This window comes from Streptomyces sp. NBC_01622, assembly GCF_045209635.1.
Taxonomy (GTDB): Bacteria; Actinomycetota; Actinomycetes; order Streptomycetales; family Streptomycetaceae; genus Streptomyces.
On record NZ_CP109293.1, the window covers coordinates 4,529,905 to 4,545,081 of the forward strand.

15 protein-coding genes are annotated in these 15,177 nt (G+C 71.3%); 5 read left to right on the forward strand and 10 right to left on the reverse strand.

Annotation, left to right across the window (positions count from 1 at the left end):
• Positions 1-40 precede the first annotated feature (40 nt).
• Positions 41-1,567 carry an aldehyde dehydrogenase family protein gene (locus OH768_RS20340; RefSeq protein WP_406465364.1) on the reverse strand — a complete coding sequence of 509 codons (1,527 nt, stop codon included), beginning with the start codon at positions 1,565-1,567 and terminating at the stop codon, positions 41-43.
• A gap of 196 nt (positions 1,568-1,763) precedes the next feature.
• Here OH768_RS20340 and OH768_RS20345 point away from each other — a divergent pair, with 196 nt between their 5' ends.
• Entirely contained in the window at positions 1,764-2,705 is a 942-nt protein-coding gene (locus OH768_RS20345) for a GNAT family N-acetyltransferase (RefSeq protein WP_406455580.1), read from the forward strand.
• A 27-nt stretch (positions 2,706-2,732) separates the two neighbouring features.
• On the opposite strand, the gene OH768_RS20350 is transcribed toward OH768_RS20345, so the two are convergent.
• Complete coding sequence (locus OH768_RS20350) at positions 2,733-3,230, reverse strand: hypothetical protein (protein WP_406455582.1); 498 nt, start codon at positions 3,228-3,230, stop codon at positions 2,733-2,735.
• Positions 3,231-3,702: 472 nt separating this feature from the next.
• Here OH768_RS20350 and OH768_RS20355 point away from each other — a divergent pair, with 472 nt between their 5' ends.
• Positions 3,703-4,392: a siderophore-interacting protein gene (locus OH768_RS20355; RefSeq protein WP_406455584.1), complete on the forward strand. Its 690-nt coding sequence runs from the start codon at positions 3,703-3,705 to the stop codon at positions 4,390-4,392.
• Positions 4,393-4,423: 31 nt separating this feature from the next.
• Here OH768_RS20355 and OH768_RS20360 read toward each other — a convergent pair whose 3' ends face one another.
• The 6 genes from OH768_RS20360 to OH768_RS20385 all read right to left on the reverse strand — a co-directional run bounded on the left by OH768_RS20360 (position 4,424) and on the right by OH768_RS20385 (position 10,026).
• Complete coding sequence (locus OH768_RS20360) at positions 4,424-5,209, reverse strand: hypothetical protein (protein ID WP_406455586.1); 786 nt, start codon at positions 5,207-5,209, stop codon at positions 4,424-4,426.
• 150 nt (positions 5,210-5,359) lie between these two features.
• Positions 5,360-6,349 (reverse strand): malate dehydrogenase, encoded by a 990-nt coding sequence (locus OH768_RS20365; RefSeq protein WP_406455588.1) that lies wholly within the window; start codon positions 6,347-6,349, stop codon positions 5,360-5,362.
• 318 nt (positions 6,350-6,667) lie between these two features.
• The gene (locus OH768_RS20370; RefSeq protein WP_406455590.1) at positions 6,668-7,849 is read right to left on the reverse strand and encodes a helix-turn-helix domain-containing protein; all 1,182 of its coding nucleotides are present in this window, start codon (positions 7,847-7,849) and stop codon (positions 6,668-6,670) included.
• A 128-nt stretch (positions 7,850-7,977) separates the two neighbouring features.
• Positions 7,978-8,430 (reverse strand): helix-turn-helix domain-containing protein, encoded by a 453-nt coding sequence (locus OH768_RS20375; protein ID WP_406455592.1) that lies wholly within the window; start codon positions 8,428-8,430, stop codon positions 7,978-7,980.
• Positions 8,431-8,684: 254 nt separating this feature from the next.
• Complete coding sequence (locus OH768_RS20380) at positions 8,685-9,128, reverse strand: DUF3017 domain-containing protein (protein ID WP_406465366.1); 444 nt, start codon at positions 9,126-9,128, stop codon at positions 8,685-8,687.
• A gap of 43 nt (positions 9,129-9,171) precedes the next feature.
• Complete coding sequence (locus OH768_RS20385; protein WP_362974943.1) at positions 9,172-10,026, reverse strand: bifunctional methylenetetrahydrofolate dehydrogenase/methenyltetrahydrofolate cyclohydrolase; 855 nt, start codon at positions 10,024-10,026, stop codon at positions 9,172-9,174.
• Between the two features lie 269 nt (positions 10,027-10,295).
• On the opposite strand from OH768_RS20385, the gene OH768_RS20390 reads away from it, so the two are divergent.
• Positions 10,296-10,925, forward strand: coding sequence for a hypothetical protein (locus OH768_RS20390; protein WP_406455594.1), 630 nt, complete (start codon positions 10,296-10,298; stop codon positions 10,923-10,925).
• Between the two features lie 228 nt (positions 10,926-11,153).
• Positions 11,154-11,822: an RDD family protein gene (locus OH768_RS20395; RefSeq protein WP_406455596.1), complete on the forward strand. Its 669-nt coding sequence runs from the start codon at positions 11,154-11,156 to the stop codon at positions 11,820-11,822.
• 84 nt (positions 11,823-11,906) lie between these two features.
• Here the strand turns inward: OH768_RS20395 and purH are convergent, their stop codons facing one another.
• Both purH and purN read right to left on the reverse strand, forming a co-directional pair.
• A complete protein-coding gene (gene purH, locus OH768_RS20400; protein WP_406455598.1) occupies positions 11,907-13,472 on the reverse strand; it encodes a bifunctional phosphoribosylaminoimidazolecarboxamide formyltransferase/IMP cyclohydrolase in 1,566 nt (521 codons plus the stop codon).
• Positions 13,469-14,098, reverse strand: coding sequence for a phosphoribosylglycinamide formyltransferase (gene purN / locus OH768_RS20405; RefSeq protein ID WP_406455600.1), 630 nt, complete (start codon positions 14,096-14,098; stop codon positions 13,469-13,471). The genes purH and purN overlap by 4 nt, the downstream gene beginning before the upstream one ends.
• A gap of 275 nt (positions 14,099-14,373) precedes the next feature.
• Between purN and OH768_RS20410 the strand changes: the two genes are divergently transcribed.
• Positions 14,374-15,165 (forward strand): hypothetical protein, encoded by a 792-nt coding sequence (locus tag OH768_RS20410; protein WP_406455602.1) that lies wholly within the window; start codon positions 14,374-14,376, stop codon positions 15,163-15,165.
• Positions 15,166-15,177 lie beyond the last annotated feature (12 nt).

Sequence of the window (15,177 nt, forward strand, 5' to 3'; positions counted from 1 at the left end):
AGTGGGGGCTGGGGGGTTGAAGGGGACGTGGGGGCGCGGCTCAGCCCGCGAACCAGCGCACCGGCCCCGGTGCCAGGTTCTGGTAGACGTGCTTGGCCTCGCGGTACTCGGCGAGTCCGGCGGGGCCCAGCTCCCGGCCCACACCGCTCTTTCCGAAGCCGCCCCACTCCGCCTGCGGGAGGTAGGGGTGGAAGTCGTTGATCCAGACCGTGCCGTGCCGCAGCCGTCCGGCGACGCGGCGCGCGCGGCCCGCGTCGGTGGTCCAGACGGCGCCCGCGAGGCCGTACTCGGTGTCGTTGGCGAGCGCGACGGCCTCGTCCTCGGTGCGGAAGGTCTCGACGGTGAGGACCGGTCCGAAGACCTCTTCGCGTACGACGGTCATCTCGCGGTGGCACTGGTCGAGGACGGTCGGCTCGTAGAAGTAGCCGGTGGCGGGGCGGGTCGCGGAGGCCTCGGGGCGCTTGCCGCCGGAGCGGAGCACCGCGCCCTCGGCGAGGGCACCGGCGACGTACGACTCGGTCTTGGCGCGCTGCTGTTCGGAGACGAGCGGGCCGCACTCGACGCCGTCCTCGGTGCCGCGGCCGAGGCGGATCCTGGCGGCGCGGCGGGCGAGTTCGGCGACGAAGCGTTCCCGGACGGTCTCCTCGACGATGAGCCGGGCGCCCGCCGAGCAGACCTGGCCGCTGTGGATGAAGGCGGCGTTGAGGGCCTGGTCGACGGCGGTGTCGAAGCCCTCCTCGGTGGCGCAGGCGTCGGCGAAGACGACGTTGGGGTTCTTGCCGCCGAGTTCGAGGGCGACCTTCTTCACGGTCACGGCGGCGGCCTGTGCGACCTTCGTGCCGCTGACGAGGCCGCCGGTGAAGGAGACGAGGTCGACGTCGGGGTGCTCGGCCAGCCGGGCGCCGACCGTGTGGCCGGGGCCCGTGACGAGGTTGGCCACACCGCTCGGCAGTCCCGCCTCGACGAGCAGGCCGACGAGGGCGATCGTCGTCAGCGGGGTGATCTCGCTGGGCTTGACGACGAAGGTGTTGCCGACCGCGAGGGCGGGCGCGATCTTCCAACTCGCCTGGAGCAGCGGGTAGTTCCAGGGGGTGATCAGCGCGCAGACGCCGACGGGCTCGTACACGACGACGCTGTGGACGTCGGGCGTGCCCGCGTCGACGACCCGGCCGGGGGCCTCGGCGGCGACGAGGTCGGCGAAGTAGCGGAAGGCGTCGGCGACGCAGTCGATGTCGACCCGGCCCTCTTCCACGGTCTTGCCCGCGTCCCGGCTCTCCAGCAGGCCGAGTTGTTCGCGGTCGCGCACCAGCAGGTCGGCGACGCGGCGGAGCAGGGCGGCGCGCTCGGCGACAGGCGTGCGCGGCCAGGCGCCCTCGCCCCCGTCGAAGGCGGCACGGGCGGCGGCGACGGCTATGTCGGTGTCCTTCTCGTCGCCCTCCGCGACCATGGCGAACGGCAGCGCGTCCGCGGGGGCGATGATCTCGCGGGTGGCACCGGAGACCGCTTCCAGCCACTCCCCGCCCACGTGAATGGTCTTCCCCGCCCGCTGTTCCGCCTTGTCGGCCATGATCGGCATTGCCTTCCGTTCCTGTTCAGCGTCCCGGAGTCACCTAACTGTCACTCTCGGGGACTGCGAGCGCCTGCCCGGGACGTCCGTATGCATGCGCAATCCATGGCCGAAAGTGGGCCGAGTCACTGAACAGGGGCACAAATGCCGCAGCACCATGGACTCCGGCGACTCCTTTGACTAAAGTCAAAGAAGTATGGAGCCAGTAACGGAACCCGCGCCGGTACGGCCGGAGGCCATCGCCGCCGTCCGCCGTTTCAACCGCTACTTCACCCGCCGTATCGGCGCCCTCGACGACCACTATCTCGGCCAGGACCGCCCGCTCGGCGAGGCACGGTTGCTCTTCGAGATCGGCGACGGCGTCTCCCTGCGGGAGCTGCGCGGCCGACTCGCCCTGGACGCGGGCTACTTGAGCCGGATGGCGAAATCCCTTGAGGCCCATGGCCTGGTCCGGCTGACCGTGCCCCCGCACGACACCCGACTGCGCCTGATCGAGCTGACCCCGGCCGGCCGTGTCGAGGTCAAGGAACAGAACCGCCGCGCCGACGCGCTCACCGCCGGCCTCCTCGGCACCCTCACCGCACCCCAACGCACCGAGCTGACCCGGGCGTTGGCGACCGCACAACGCCTCCTCCGGCTGGCCGGCAGCACGGTCGCCCTGGTCGACGGCGCCACCGAGGACGCCCGCGCCTGCCTCGATGCCTACGCCGCCGACCTCGACGCCCGCTTCCCCGAGGGCTTCGACAAGACCGATCTCGTACGGCCGGAGGAGGTCACCGGTCAGGCGGGCGCGTTCTTCGTCGCGTACGAGGAGGGACGGCCGGTCGCGTGCGGGGCGCTACGGACCCTGGAGCCCGGGGTCGGCGAGATCCGGCACGTCTGGGTCCACCCCGACGCCCGCCGCCTGGGCCTCGCCCGCCGCATCCTGACCGAACTCGAACTCGCCGCCGTGGCGCACGACTTCGCCGTCGTACGACTCGACACGCACGCGACGCTCACGGAGGCGCAGGCGATGTACCGGGCGTGCGGATACACGGAGATCCCGGCCTACGTCGACCATGTCTACGCGGACCACTGGTTCGAGAAGCGGCTGGCGCCTGGACGGCCGCGTGAACAGGACGGGCGTGGCGCCCGCTGAGAAACCGTCGGCAACGAACCGCCGCCGTCAGTCCCTCGGCTCGGACTGTCGCTCCTCGACGAGTTCGAACGTGATCCCGGCGGTGACCAGGCGGTCGATCAGCGCGTCGCCCATGGCAGCGGCCGGCGTGACCGGACCGGCCGTCCGCGGCAGGTCGTCGAAGGCGAGGCTCATCGCGGCTTCGCCGAGGATCTTGGCCGTCTCGGTGTAGCCGGGGTCGCCGCCGGACACCCGGCAGACCACGTGCCGGTCGCCACCGGTGCCGTGGAAGGTGACGGTGAACGTGCTCCTGGCGCGGACCTCCGCCGTCGGCCCCGCACCCGGGTCCCGCAACTTGAGCAGTACCGACCGCAGCGGCTTGATCTGCGCACCGACCAGCAGTGCGGCGACCAGACCGATGATCCCGGCCGCGGCCGGGAAGCGGCGGGTTCCGATCCAGTGGCGGTAGGTGAAGTCCGGTCCGTACCGGTCGAGCAGCCTGCCCGAGTACGCGATGTTCTGACCGTCGACACCGGGAAACGGCACGAGCCAGAGTCCGAAGCGGCGCGTCGGCCGCCCGCCCGGGTTCCGCGAGACGCGCCCCGCCGGTTGACCTTCGACGGCGGCACGGGCCCGGGCCGCGGTACGCCACTGGCGCAGCCGCGAAAGGTAGTTGACGACCGTGTGGTAGGTGCCGCCGGAGATGTCCGCCGAGGTCTGGACGACTCCGTCGACGGTGATCGGCAGGTCCTCAGGTCGGCCTCGCCCGCGAACCGCTCGGGCGTCAACTCCCCCTCCAGCAGCGGGTGTCCGGCCCTGACGACGCCGACCTCGCCCACCGCATGGGCCCGGCGCTGCGCACGGTGGCCCTGATCGTCCTCGCGGCAACGGCACTTGTGGTCCTCGGACACCGCGACCGACCCACGACACGCACTATCGCGTCCGGCGGGAAACGCGTAATATCGCGTCGCGTCCGAACATCAACTCCCCTCACGCACCGCCCAGTTGAGGAGCCCCCGTGCCCACCGCCCTCCTGAACCCCGTCCTCGACCTGCTGACCCTTCGCGCCACCGTCACCGCGGCCGAACCCGTCACCGCCCGGATGCGCCGACTGCGCGTCGAGGGCGACCCGCTCGCCGGCCTCGACGTCCGCCCCGGCCAGCAGGTACGCGTCCTGGTCGGCGGCCTGACCCTTCGTACGTACTCGGTGTGGCGCTACGACCCGTCCGGCGCCGTCGAGTTGTGCGTGCTGGACCACTCCGAAGGAGGGCCCGGGGCCCGCTGGGGGAAGAGCGTCGGCGTCGGTGAGCAGGTGCGGCTGCGGAAGCCCGAGGGCACCTTCACCCTCCGCCCCGACGCCGCCCACCACGTCTTCGTCGGCGAGGAGACGGCCTCCGTCGCCTTCGGCGCGATGCTGGCCGCGCTGCCCGAGGGGGCGCGAGTCTCCGGCGCCTTGGAGACGGAGTCGGACGCGGACCGGCTGCCGCTGGCCCACTCCGACCGCCTCAACTGGCTGGCCAGGGGCGGGACTTCACTCCCGGACGCGGTGCAGGACCTCGCCCCCGAGCCGGGCGGGATCGCCTACGTCGCCGGGGAGGCCCGGACCGTGCAGGCCGTACGGCAGGTGCTGGTAACGGAGTTGGGCTGGGACCGGAGGTCGGTCCTCACCAAGCCGTTCTGGGCGCCGGGTAAGCGGGGGCTGGAGTAGGGGCAGCAGGTCGGCAAGTCGCCCCCGCCGGTCAGCAGTTCGCGCCCGCCGGGCAGAAGGAAGCCACCGCCTCGGTGAGCGGGTCCCTGACCAGAGCCGGAGACAGCGACTCTGGGCCGCTGACGTGGATCGCGTAGAGCGAGCCGTCCGCCGCCTCGAAGCGGTGGTCGATCACGCGGCGGGCGCCCTGGTCCGGGTCGTCGTAGCGGTAGGCGAGTTCGGCCCAGGTGGGGCCCGAGGTGCGGTCGAGGAGCTGGTAGCCGGGCTGTCGGGCGAAGCCGTAGCCGGGGGCGCGCTCGGCGAGGTCCAGGGACTCGGCCGGGGAGGGCTCGGAGACGCGGAAGATCTGGAGGCGGCGGGTGCCGTCCGGGGAGTCGTAGGAGATCACCGGGGCCTTGGCGCCCTGCCGTTGGGCGCGGGTCCAGCCCCGGGGGATCTCGACGGTGTAGCCGGTGGGGTCCTGGGCGGTGCGGTACGACGATCCGGGCCCGGTCGTGCCCGTACTCGTGCCGCCCGTGCTCGTGCCGGCGCTCGCGTCCACGTGGTCATGGGCGACGCGGTCGTGCGTGACGTACCAGAAGCCGCCACCCGCGCCCGCGCCCAGCACGACCGCGGCGACGACCGCGAGGACCACCCGCCGGACCCGACGGTCGGGAGCGGGTGCGGGAGCCGGAACCGGGACGGGAGCCGGCGGCGAGACCCACGCCGGCGGGGTCAGCGAGGTCTGGGTCTCCGCCGTCGACCACACCGACCAGGGCGCCTGCCCTCTCTCCTCGCTCGGTCCTCGCTCCGCCCCGAAGCCGTTCCAGTCGCTCATCACGAACCCCCCGAATCACCCCACCGCGTACCTCTTCGTACACCTTCCGAAGTTAGCGGCGGAAACAGGGAACGGGCCCTGTTCCGGCCGTAACCGGAACAGGGCCCGTGCAAGCCCGTGACAGAGCCGTCGAGAAGGCTTGGCCAAGGGTCAGATCAGGCCGAGCGACCGAACCGCGTCGCGCTCCTCCTCCAGCTCCTTCACCGACGCGTCGATGCGGGCGCGGGAGAACTCGTTGATGTCCAGGCCCTGGACGATCTCGTAGACGCCGTCCTTCGTGGTGACCGGGAAGGAGGAGATGAGGCCCTCGGGGACGCCGTAGGAGCCGTCGGACGGGATGCCCATGGAGGTCCAGTCGCCGTCCGCGGTGCCGTTGACCCAGGTGTGGACGTGGTCGATGGCGGCGTTCGCGGCGGAGGCCGCCGAGGACGCGCCGCGCGCCTCGATGATCGCGGCGCCGCGCTTGGCGACGGTCGGGATGAACTCCTCGGCCAGCCACTTCTCGTCGTTCACGGTCTCGGCGGCGTTCTTGCCGGCGACCGTGGCGTGGAAGATGTCGGGGTACTGGGTGGCGGAGTGGTTGCCCCAGATGGTCAGCCGCTTGATGTCGGCGACCGTGGTGCCCGTCTTCTTCGCGAGCTGGGTCAGCGCGCGGTTGTGGTCCAGGCGGGTCATCGCGGTGAAGCGCTCGGCCGGTACGTCCGGGGCGGCGGCCTGCGCGATGAGCGCGTTGGTGTTGGCCGGGTTGCCGACGACGAGGACCTTGATGTCGTCCGCGGCGTTGTCGTTGATGGCCTTGCCCTGCGGCTTGAAGATGCCGCCGTTGGCGGAGAGCAGGTCGCCGCGCTCCATGCCCTTGGTGCGGGGGCGGGCGCCGACGAGGAGGGCGACGTTGGTGCCGTCGAAGGCGACGTTCGGGTCGTCCGTGATGTCGATGCCCTGAAGGAGCGGGAAGGCGGAGTCGTCGAGCTCCATCGCCGTGCCCTCGGCGGCCTTGAGCGCCGGGGTGATCTCCAGGAGACGCAGCCGGACCGGCACGTCCGCGCCGAGCAGCTGGCCGGAGGCGATGCGGAAGAGCAGGGCGTAACCGATCTGGCCGGCCGCGCCGGTGACGGTGACGTTCACGGGAGTGCGGGTCATGGCGTTCTCCGTTATGACAGCTGGCGGTGGGGCGGCACTGCCCCGGGGTGCGGGACGTACAAATGATCGATCTCTTGGCGTCAAGAGATCCACCGGTCAGGCTATCGCGCATCCGGGATCGCGGACTGCCGGGTCCGTGTGGCCCACCCCACAGCGCCCGGTTCGGGGCACGGAAAAGGCGGCCGTCCGGCTCGGGAGAGGAACACCGGACGACCGCCGTGGGGGTACCGGGGGTCCGGACTCCCGTGGGGGTACGGACCGCCTGCCCCCATCGGGGGCAAACATTCCCCACGTTCACCGAATCCCCACACACGTGCGCTAGGTCGTGCACCCCTTCTGGCCCGACGCGAGCGTCACGCAGGCCTTCGCCTCACCGGCGTCCTTCACCGCCACCATCGGGGTGTAGGCGATGTTGTCGCCGGCCGCCGTGATGCTGTCGCTCTCCTTGACGGTGCCCGCGCTCACCTGGACGGAGTCCCCCTGTGCTCCGGCGGTGATACGGCCCCAGGCGGCGGCGCAGGTCTTGCTGTAGCGGACCTCGACGACGGTCGTGCCGACGGTCGCGGTCTTGGCGGTCGTCGCCGCGCCCGCGTCCGTGGTGCAGCCCATGGCCTCGGCGTCCTTGCCGGTGCAGCCGGCGCCCGCGCACTTCACTCCGGTCGGCAGGTCGGGGTTCGTGCTGACGGACGGCGAGGCCGAGGTGTGCGTGGCGCTCGTCTTCTTGCCCCCGCCGCCGTGGTTGGTGGACAGGAACACGGCCGCGATCACGACCAGCACCCCGACGACTCCGGCACTGAACATGAGCAACCGCCGCCTGGCACCGGCCAGTCCGTCCGGCGGTCCCGGCCGGGGCGCCCGCGGCAGCTCGCCGTGCGGCACCGGAGCCTCCGGCGCCCGCCCGGCTCCCGGCCGCACAGCCGCGCCACCCGACTGCCCCGGCCCGGACCCGGACACCGGCCCCGCGTACCCGGCCAGCCCCCACGAGTTGCCGACCTGCGAGGCACCTTCCCGTACGTCGCTCTCGGGCGCCGCAGGCTGCGGCGGCACCGTCGGGGACACCCCCGCCGGGCCCGCGATCCCCGGGGTCGCGGTGGCACTGCCGCCCTTGCGGGACGACTTGCCGCCCTCAGCCTTACCGCCCTCGGTCTTACCGCTCGGCGCGTTCGCCGGAGGCGCCCCGAACTCGCCGAGCGCGGCCCGCGCCTGGGAGATCCGCATCGCCTCCATGGTCATGTCGTGCCGCATCTCCGAACGGCTCCAGGCCCGCTCGGCCAGCTCCCACATCGTGGTCAGATGGACGGGATGGGTGCCGGTGACCTCCGCGAGGGCGACGATCGCACCCTTCGGCGCGAGGAGCCGGCCATTGAGATAGCGGTCCCAGGACGTCTTGCTGTAACCCGTGCGGTCGGCCACCGCCGCGACGCTCAGGCCGCTGCGGTCCACGAGCCGGCGCAGCTGACCCGCGAACTCCTTGACCTGCGGATCGAGTTCATCCGGCAAGGCCCTCCAACGAGGCATTGCTTTCCCCCCTCTGCCCTGAATTGCCCACGCTAACGCGGTTGTCGGTCGAGTTCGTTGCAAATCCGCAAACTTGTCAATACATCGACACACTGGGCACATACCGGTGTTCACCCGAGCACGACGGCTCCCACGACAGCCGTGAGAAGCATCAGGACCAGCAGCACCAACGCGTACCGGAGCAGCCGTCCATCGGGTGCGCTCTCCCCCTTCTCAGGTGGTGTGTCCCACCAGGGGAGGGTCGGATCGTCCCGGTACTCGTCCCCGCCCGCCCCCTTCTCCGGGACGGTGACCGGGCGCGGCCAGGCCTGGACGGCCAACTCCCAGCGCACACCGATGCGTTCGGGGTCGGTGCCGGCCACCCGGCACAGCGCGACGACCGCCTGCCGGGGCGGGGGCTGGCCCGCGTTGAGATAGCGGTGCCAGGAGGACTTGCTGTACGCGGTGCGGGCGCCGAGCGCGGCCAGGCTCAGCCCGGTGCGGTCCTTGAGGAGGCGCAGGTGTTCCACGAAGTGCCGTACCTCCGCCGGCAGTTCGTCCGGCAGCGGCTGCCAGCCGCTCATCGCACCTCCACCGCCCGCCCGCTCGCCCGTCCCACTTGCCCGTTCCGAGCGAAATGACGACGCCGGAAGGGGAACGGTTCCCTCGTCGCGGCGGGGTGCGGACCGCGTAGCGAAACGGTCACCTCCCTGCCACAGCGCGCTGACAGCCGTTGAACAGCCCGCTCAAGGCGCGGCACGCTGAAACGCAGACGGCGGCGCGTCCTTGCTCGGGGGAGGGGACGGGCCGCCGTCGTGTGTCGTGAACCGACCGGCTGTCAGCTGGTGTTGACCGTGTAGTGCAGCGTGTCCTTGAGGAACGGGATGACCAGCCACGGCTTCGGCTGCGCCATCATCGCCAGCAGGACGATCGCGAGGCCGAGCACGCAGTAGGTGACGACATCGGTGAAGCGGGAGCGTACGGCGAGCATGCCGACGTCCGGCATGACCCAGCGCAGGACGGCGCCGGCCAGCAGTGCGGCGCCGATGAGCAGGGTGCCGTAGCGGAAGACGTCGAAGGCGGTCAGCAGGAGGCCGAGGCCGACCGTGCCGAGCACCGCGAGGATCGGCCACTGGCGGGCCGGGGCCGGGGCGGCACCGGACGCCGCCCGGCCGCCGCCCTCGGGGCGCGCGGTGTCGCGGGTGAAGAGGGGGAAGCGGCGGGTGGTGCGGCGCGGGGTGCCGTCGGCGTCGGGGGCGCTGACGGGGTCCGTCGCCTCGATGTCGTCCACGGCGTCCGTCCTCCCGCCGGCCGGTTCCTTGTTGTCAGGCGACACTGCGCTCCGCCGCCTCGACCACGTTGACGAGCAGCTGGGCGCGGGTCATCGGGCCGACTCCGCCGGGGTTCGGGGAGATCCAGGCGGCGACCTCGGCGACGCCGGGGTGGACGTCGCCCACGATCTTGCCGTCGGCGTTCCGGGAGACCCCGACGTCGAGGACGGCGGCGCCCGGCTTCACGTCCTCGGGCCGGATCAGATGGGCGGAACCCGCGGCGGCGACGATGATGTCGGCGCGCTTGAGGTGGGAGGAGAGGTCGCGGGTGCCGGTGTGGCACTGGGTCACCGTGGCGTTCTCGCTGCGGCGGGTGAGCAGGAGCGGCATCGGGCGGCCGATGGTGACCCCGCGTCCGACGACCACGACCTCGGCGCCCTTGATCTCCACGCCGTAGCGGCGCAGGAGGGTCAGCACGCCGTTCGGGGTGCAGGGCAGCGGGGCGGGCTCGTTGAGGACGAGGCGGCCGAGGTTCATCGGGTGGAGGCCGTCGGCGTCCTTGTCCGGGTCCATGAGTTCCAGGATGCGGTTCTCGTCGATGCCCTTGGGGAGCGGGAGTTGGACGATGTAGCCGGTGCAGGCCGGGTCCTCGTTGAGTTCCCGGACGACCGCCTCGATCTCCTCCTGCGTTGCGGTGGCGGGCAGTTCGCGCTGGATGGAGGCGATGCCCACCTGGGCGCAGTCGCGGTGCTTGCCCGCGACGTACTTCTGGCTGCCGGGGTCGTCCCCGACCAGGATCGTGCCGAGGCCGGGCGTGACGCCCTTCTCCTTCAGCGCCGCCACGCGGGCGGTCAGATCGGACTTGATCGCGGCTGCGGTGGCCTTGCCATCGAGAATCTGGGCGGTCATGACCCCATCCTCGCGGATGACCGGGCCCCGATTCCAATCAGGCGTCTCCACAACCCATACGCAAGATGCGGAATATACGCAATATACGGAATTCCGCTGGACGGGGGCAGCCGCCTCCAGAACCATGGGGACACAGTGCCGCGTGCAGTACCGGGGGAACGCAGCGCGTCCGTACCATCCGCACCATCCGCTTGATCCACAGGGCTTTCCTCCAGTCGGTGCCGCACGCCGTCCCCGCACTCGTCCGAGGCAGACGGAGGAGAGACGCCATGAGTTACGGCGACCCGAACAACCCGTATGGGCAGCCGCCCCAGCCGTCGCAGCCGCCCCCACCACCCCAGCAGCCCCCCACCGCTCCCGGCTACACCTACGGCTATCCCCAGCAGCAGCCGTATTCCGGCTATGGCTACGGCTACCCGGGCGGCGCGACGATGCCCGCGCAGTCGATGCCCGGGCTGCTCATGACCGCCCGCGTCTTCCTGTTCATCATCTCCGCGACGCAGATCATCGGCGGTCTGGCCTGGCTCTACTTCGGGGCCTTCGTCAGCGATGTGACGGACGACGCCACCTCCGTGGTCCCGATGAAGTCGCTCGACGACGCCGGTCACGCGGTGGCCGGAATACTGGTGTTCATCGGGCTCGTCAGCCTCGGCCTCGCCGCCCTGTCCATCACACTGGGCGTCAAGTTCAGCCGCGGCGGCCAGGGCGTCCGCGTGACCACGGTGGTCTACGGCGCGCTCGGCACGCTCGTCGGCTTCATCGTCCTGATCGTCGCCCTCGACAACGGACCGGCCGCGGCGGTCCTCTACTCGCTGCTGTGGGTCGGTTTCGGCGCGGTCATCACGGCGGCCCCGATGGTCGCCGGCGGTACGGCCTGGTTCGCGCGCCCGCGCTACTGAAAAGGGACCGAAAACAACAAGCGAACACATTCGGTCGCCGAACAATCCTGATGTTGCGCTTACACAACACATGAGGATTCCAACTGGACAAAAAGTGATCACCCCCACGAACATGAGCGGCGCAGTACCGCGGTTCATGTTCGGGGGGAAAACCGCTCAAGCAACGACGTTCCTCCGCACAACCCGCATCGTCCCCACCTGAGACAGTGCAGACGGAGGAACCTCGCCATGAGCTTCGGCGATCCCAACAACCCTTACGGGCAGCCCCAGAACGCCCCGCAGGGCCAGCCCGGTTACGGCTATCCCCAGCAGCCCCCGCAGCAGGGCTACGGGTATCCCCAGGGCGGCCAGCCCGGCTACGGCTACCCCCAGCAGCCCGGCTACCCGGGCGGCCCCGGCATGCCCGGCGCCCCGCGCATAGCCTCGATGGGCCGGCGTTTCGGCGCCCGCCTGATCGACGGCGTGATCCTCACGGTCATCTACTTCGTGCTCTCCTTCGCGGGCGTCGCCGGCTCGATCAGCGCGATCAGCGACTGCGACCCGAACGCCTCCGACTACCAGTCCTGCGTCGACGACGCGGCCGGCCACATGGTGGCCGCGGTCGGCGCGATCGTCGGGGCCCTGATGATCTGCAGCCTGCTCTACGAGTGGCTGATGATCGGTCTGGTGGGCGCGACCCTGGGCAAGATGGCCGTCGGCCTCCGCGTGGTGAAGGCCGACACCGGCCAGAAGCCGGGCCTGGGCTCGTCGATCATCCGCTGGGTCATCCCGCTGGTCGGCAGCCTCGCCTGCGGCATCGGCCAGCTCGTCGTCTACCTGTCCCCGTTCTGGGACAAGTCCGGCCGCCAGCAGGGCTGGCACGACAAGGCCGCGAGCACGATGGTCATCCAGAACTGACGGTCCCCATACGGCTCAGGGCCGTGCCACCCGATTCCTCGGGGGCACGGCCCTGAGCCGTATACAAGGCCGCAGCGGCGGACCTCAGTGGAAGAAGTGCCGCGTCCCCGTGAAGTACATCGTGACGCCGGCCTTCTTCGCGGCCTCGACCACCAACTCGTCACGGACCGAACCGCCGGGCTGGACAACGGCCTTGACGCCGGCCTCGGTGAGGATCTCCAGCCCGTCCGGGAACGGGAAGAACGCGTCCGAGGCGGCGAACGAACCCTGGGCACGCTCGGCACCCGCCCGCTCGACCGCGAGCTTCGCCGAGTCGACGCGGTTGACCTGGCCCATGCCGACGCCGACCGAGGCACCGTCCTTGGCCAGCAGGATCGCGTTGGACTTCACCGCGCGGCAGGCCTTCCAGGCGAAGGCGAGGTCGGCGAGGTCGGCCGGGGACAGCGCCTCGCCCGTCGCCAGCGTCCAGTTGGCCGGGTCGTCGCCGTCGGCCTGGAGCCGGTCGGTGACCTGGAGCAGCGCCCCGCCGTCGATCGCCTTGAACTCGACCGCGTTCGACGGGCCGCCCGGGGCCTTCAGCACCCGGATGTTCTTCTTCTTGGCGAGGGCCTCCAGCGCGCCCTCCTCGTAGTCCGGCGCGACGATGACCTCGGTGAAGATCTCGGCGACCTGCTCGGCCAGCTCCTTGCTGACCGGCCGGTTGACGGCGATCACCCCGCCGAACGCCGACAGCGGGTCACAGGCGTGCGCCTTGCGGTGCGCCTCGGCGACGTCCGAACCGACCGCGATACCGCAGGGGTTGGCGTGCTTGATGATCGCGACACAGGGCTCGGCGTGGTCGTAGGCGGCCCGGCGCGCGGCATCCGTGTCGGTGTAGTTGTTGTACGACATCTCCTTGCCGTGCAGCTGCTCGGCCTTCGCGAGACCGCCGCCCGAGGCGTCGACGTAGAGCGCGGCCGGCTGGTGCGGGTTCTCGCCGTAGCGCAGGGTGTTCTCGCGCTCCCAGGTGCCGCCCAGGAAGTCGGGGAACTGCGACTCGTCGAGGGGCGCGTACGAGGACGCGAACCAGCTCGCCACCGCCACGTCGTACGCGGCCGTGTGCTGGAAGGCCTCCGCGGCGAGCCGCTTGCGGGTGGTGAGGTCGAAGCCGCCCTCGGTGACGGCCTTGAGGACGTCGGCGTACCGCGCGGGGCTGGTGACGATCGCGACGGAGGGGTGGTTCTTGGCGGCGGCCCGGACCATGGAGGGGCCGCCGATGTCGATCTGCTCGACGCACTCGTCGGGCGTGGCACCGGAGGCGACGGTCTCGCGGAACGGATAGAGGTTGCTGACCACGAGGTCGAACGGCTCCACACCGAGCTCTTCGAGCTGCTGCCGGTGGTCTTCGAGACGCAGGTCGGCGAGGATGCCGGCGTGCACCTTCGGGTGCAGGGTCTTGACCCGGCCGTCCAGGCACTCGGGGAAGCCGGTCAGCTCCTCGACCTTGGTGACGGGGACGCCGGCGGCGGCGATACGGGCGGCCGTGGAGCCCGTGGAGACGAGTTCGACGCCCGCCTCGTGCAGGCCGCGCGCCAGCTCCTCGAGGCCGGTCTTGTCGTAGACGCTGACGAGCGCCCGTCGGATGGCTCGCTTGTTGCTCTCGGCGGTCACTGGATAACTACCTTTCGTCCCTCGATGCGATAGCCGTTGCGGGCCAGCCGCCCCACGACATCGACGAGCAGCCTTCGCTCGACTTCCTTGATGCGCTCGTGCAGAGCGCTCTCGTCGTCCTCGTCCCGGATCTCGACCACGCCCTGAGCGATGATCGGTCCGGTGTCGACGCCGTCGTCGACGAAGTGGACGGTGCAGCCGGTGACCCGGGCGCCGTACGCGAGCGCGTCCCGTACGCCGTGGGCCCCCGGAAAACTGGGCAGCAGGGCGGGGTGCGTGTTCACGACCCGGCCGCCGAAACGGGCGAGGAACTCCTTGCCCACGATCTTCATGAACCCGGCCGACACGATCAGATCGGGCTCGTACGCCTCGGTCGCCGCCGCGAGAGCCGCGTCCCACTCCTCGCGGGTCGCGAAGTCCTTCACCCTGCACACGAAGGTGGGCAGCCCGGCGCGCTCGGCGCGGGCCAGGCCCTCGATGCCCTCGCGGTCCGCGCCCACGGCCACGATCTCGGCTCCGTACGCCTCGTCGCCCTCGGCAGCGATGGCGTCGAGCAGCGCCTGCAGATTCGTACCGGAACCGGAGACCAGCACGACAAGGCGCTTGGCCACGGGTTTGGCGGCCACGGCGGGGCCCTTTCTCGGGGGAGCGGGGTGCGTCCGGCCGGCCCGTTCGTGCATTCATACGAATGCTTCGCGCCCCGGGATACGGGGAAGTCTACGAAGCGGCCGACCGTCAGCAACGATACCGGCACACCGGACAGCCCCCACGGGACGGGGGCGTGGCCGGAAGGTAGCGTCTGGGGAGAGCGGGTTCGGGAACGCGGTGGTCGTGCGACGCGTTCACGAAGTGACAGCTCATGTCGGAGAGACGTATTCAACAAGGGGAAGACGCTCACTTGATGCCGGACCGCAGTCTGCGACTCCTCACGTTCCCCCCGCAGTCGTTGCAGGGAGGGGAGCGCGGCACCGTGCTGCTCCGGGAGCGGCCCTCTTCGCCGCCCGACGCGCCCTCGGAGGAGCAGAGCGGTGCGGGGCAGGACGACAATCCGTTCGCCCCGCCGCCCGAGGGCACCCCGGACCGGCCGTGGCAGCCGCGGCGCCCGGAGGGTCGTGACAGCGGTGACGACGCCCCGCAGAGCGACGGCGGTCGTTCGCCGTGGGGCAGTCAGTGGAGCGACCGGCAGCCCGGGCGTTCCCAGGGCGGCTTCGGCGACCGGCCCGGCGGACAGGGGGGACCCAGCGGCGGCCCCGAGGGCCCGAGCGGGCCCGGCCCCGGCCAGGGCATGCGCTGGGACCCGACGGACCCGGCCCAGCGCCGCGCCCGCTACGCCCTGCTGAGCGGCATGTGGGCCTTCTTCTTCGCCCTCTTCAGCTGGCCGTACGTGGCCCTGCTGCTCGGCGCGCTGGCCCTCTACTGGGGCGGCAGCGCGCTGCGCGCCAAGCCCCGCACCACCGACCCGGACACCCCGGCCGCACCCGAGGCACCGGGCCGCCCCCAGACGACGGCTGCGGTGAGCGGCCTGGTCACCGCGTCCCTCGCCATCGCCCTGGTCGCCGCGATGTTCGTCGCGCAGCTGGCCTACAAGGACTTCTACACCTGCACGAACGACGCCCTCACGAACGAGGCGAAGCAGTCCTGCAACCAGCTGCTGCCGAAGGATCTGCGGGGCTTGCTGGGGACCACCAACTGACGGACGACGCCG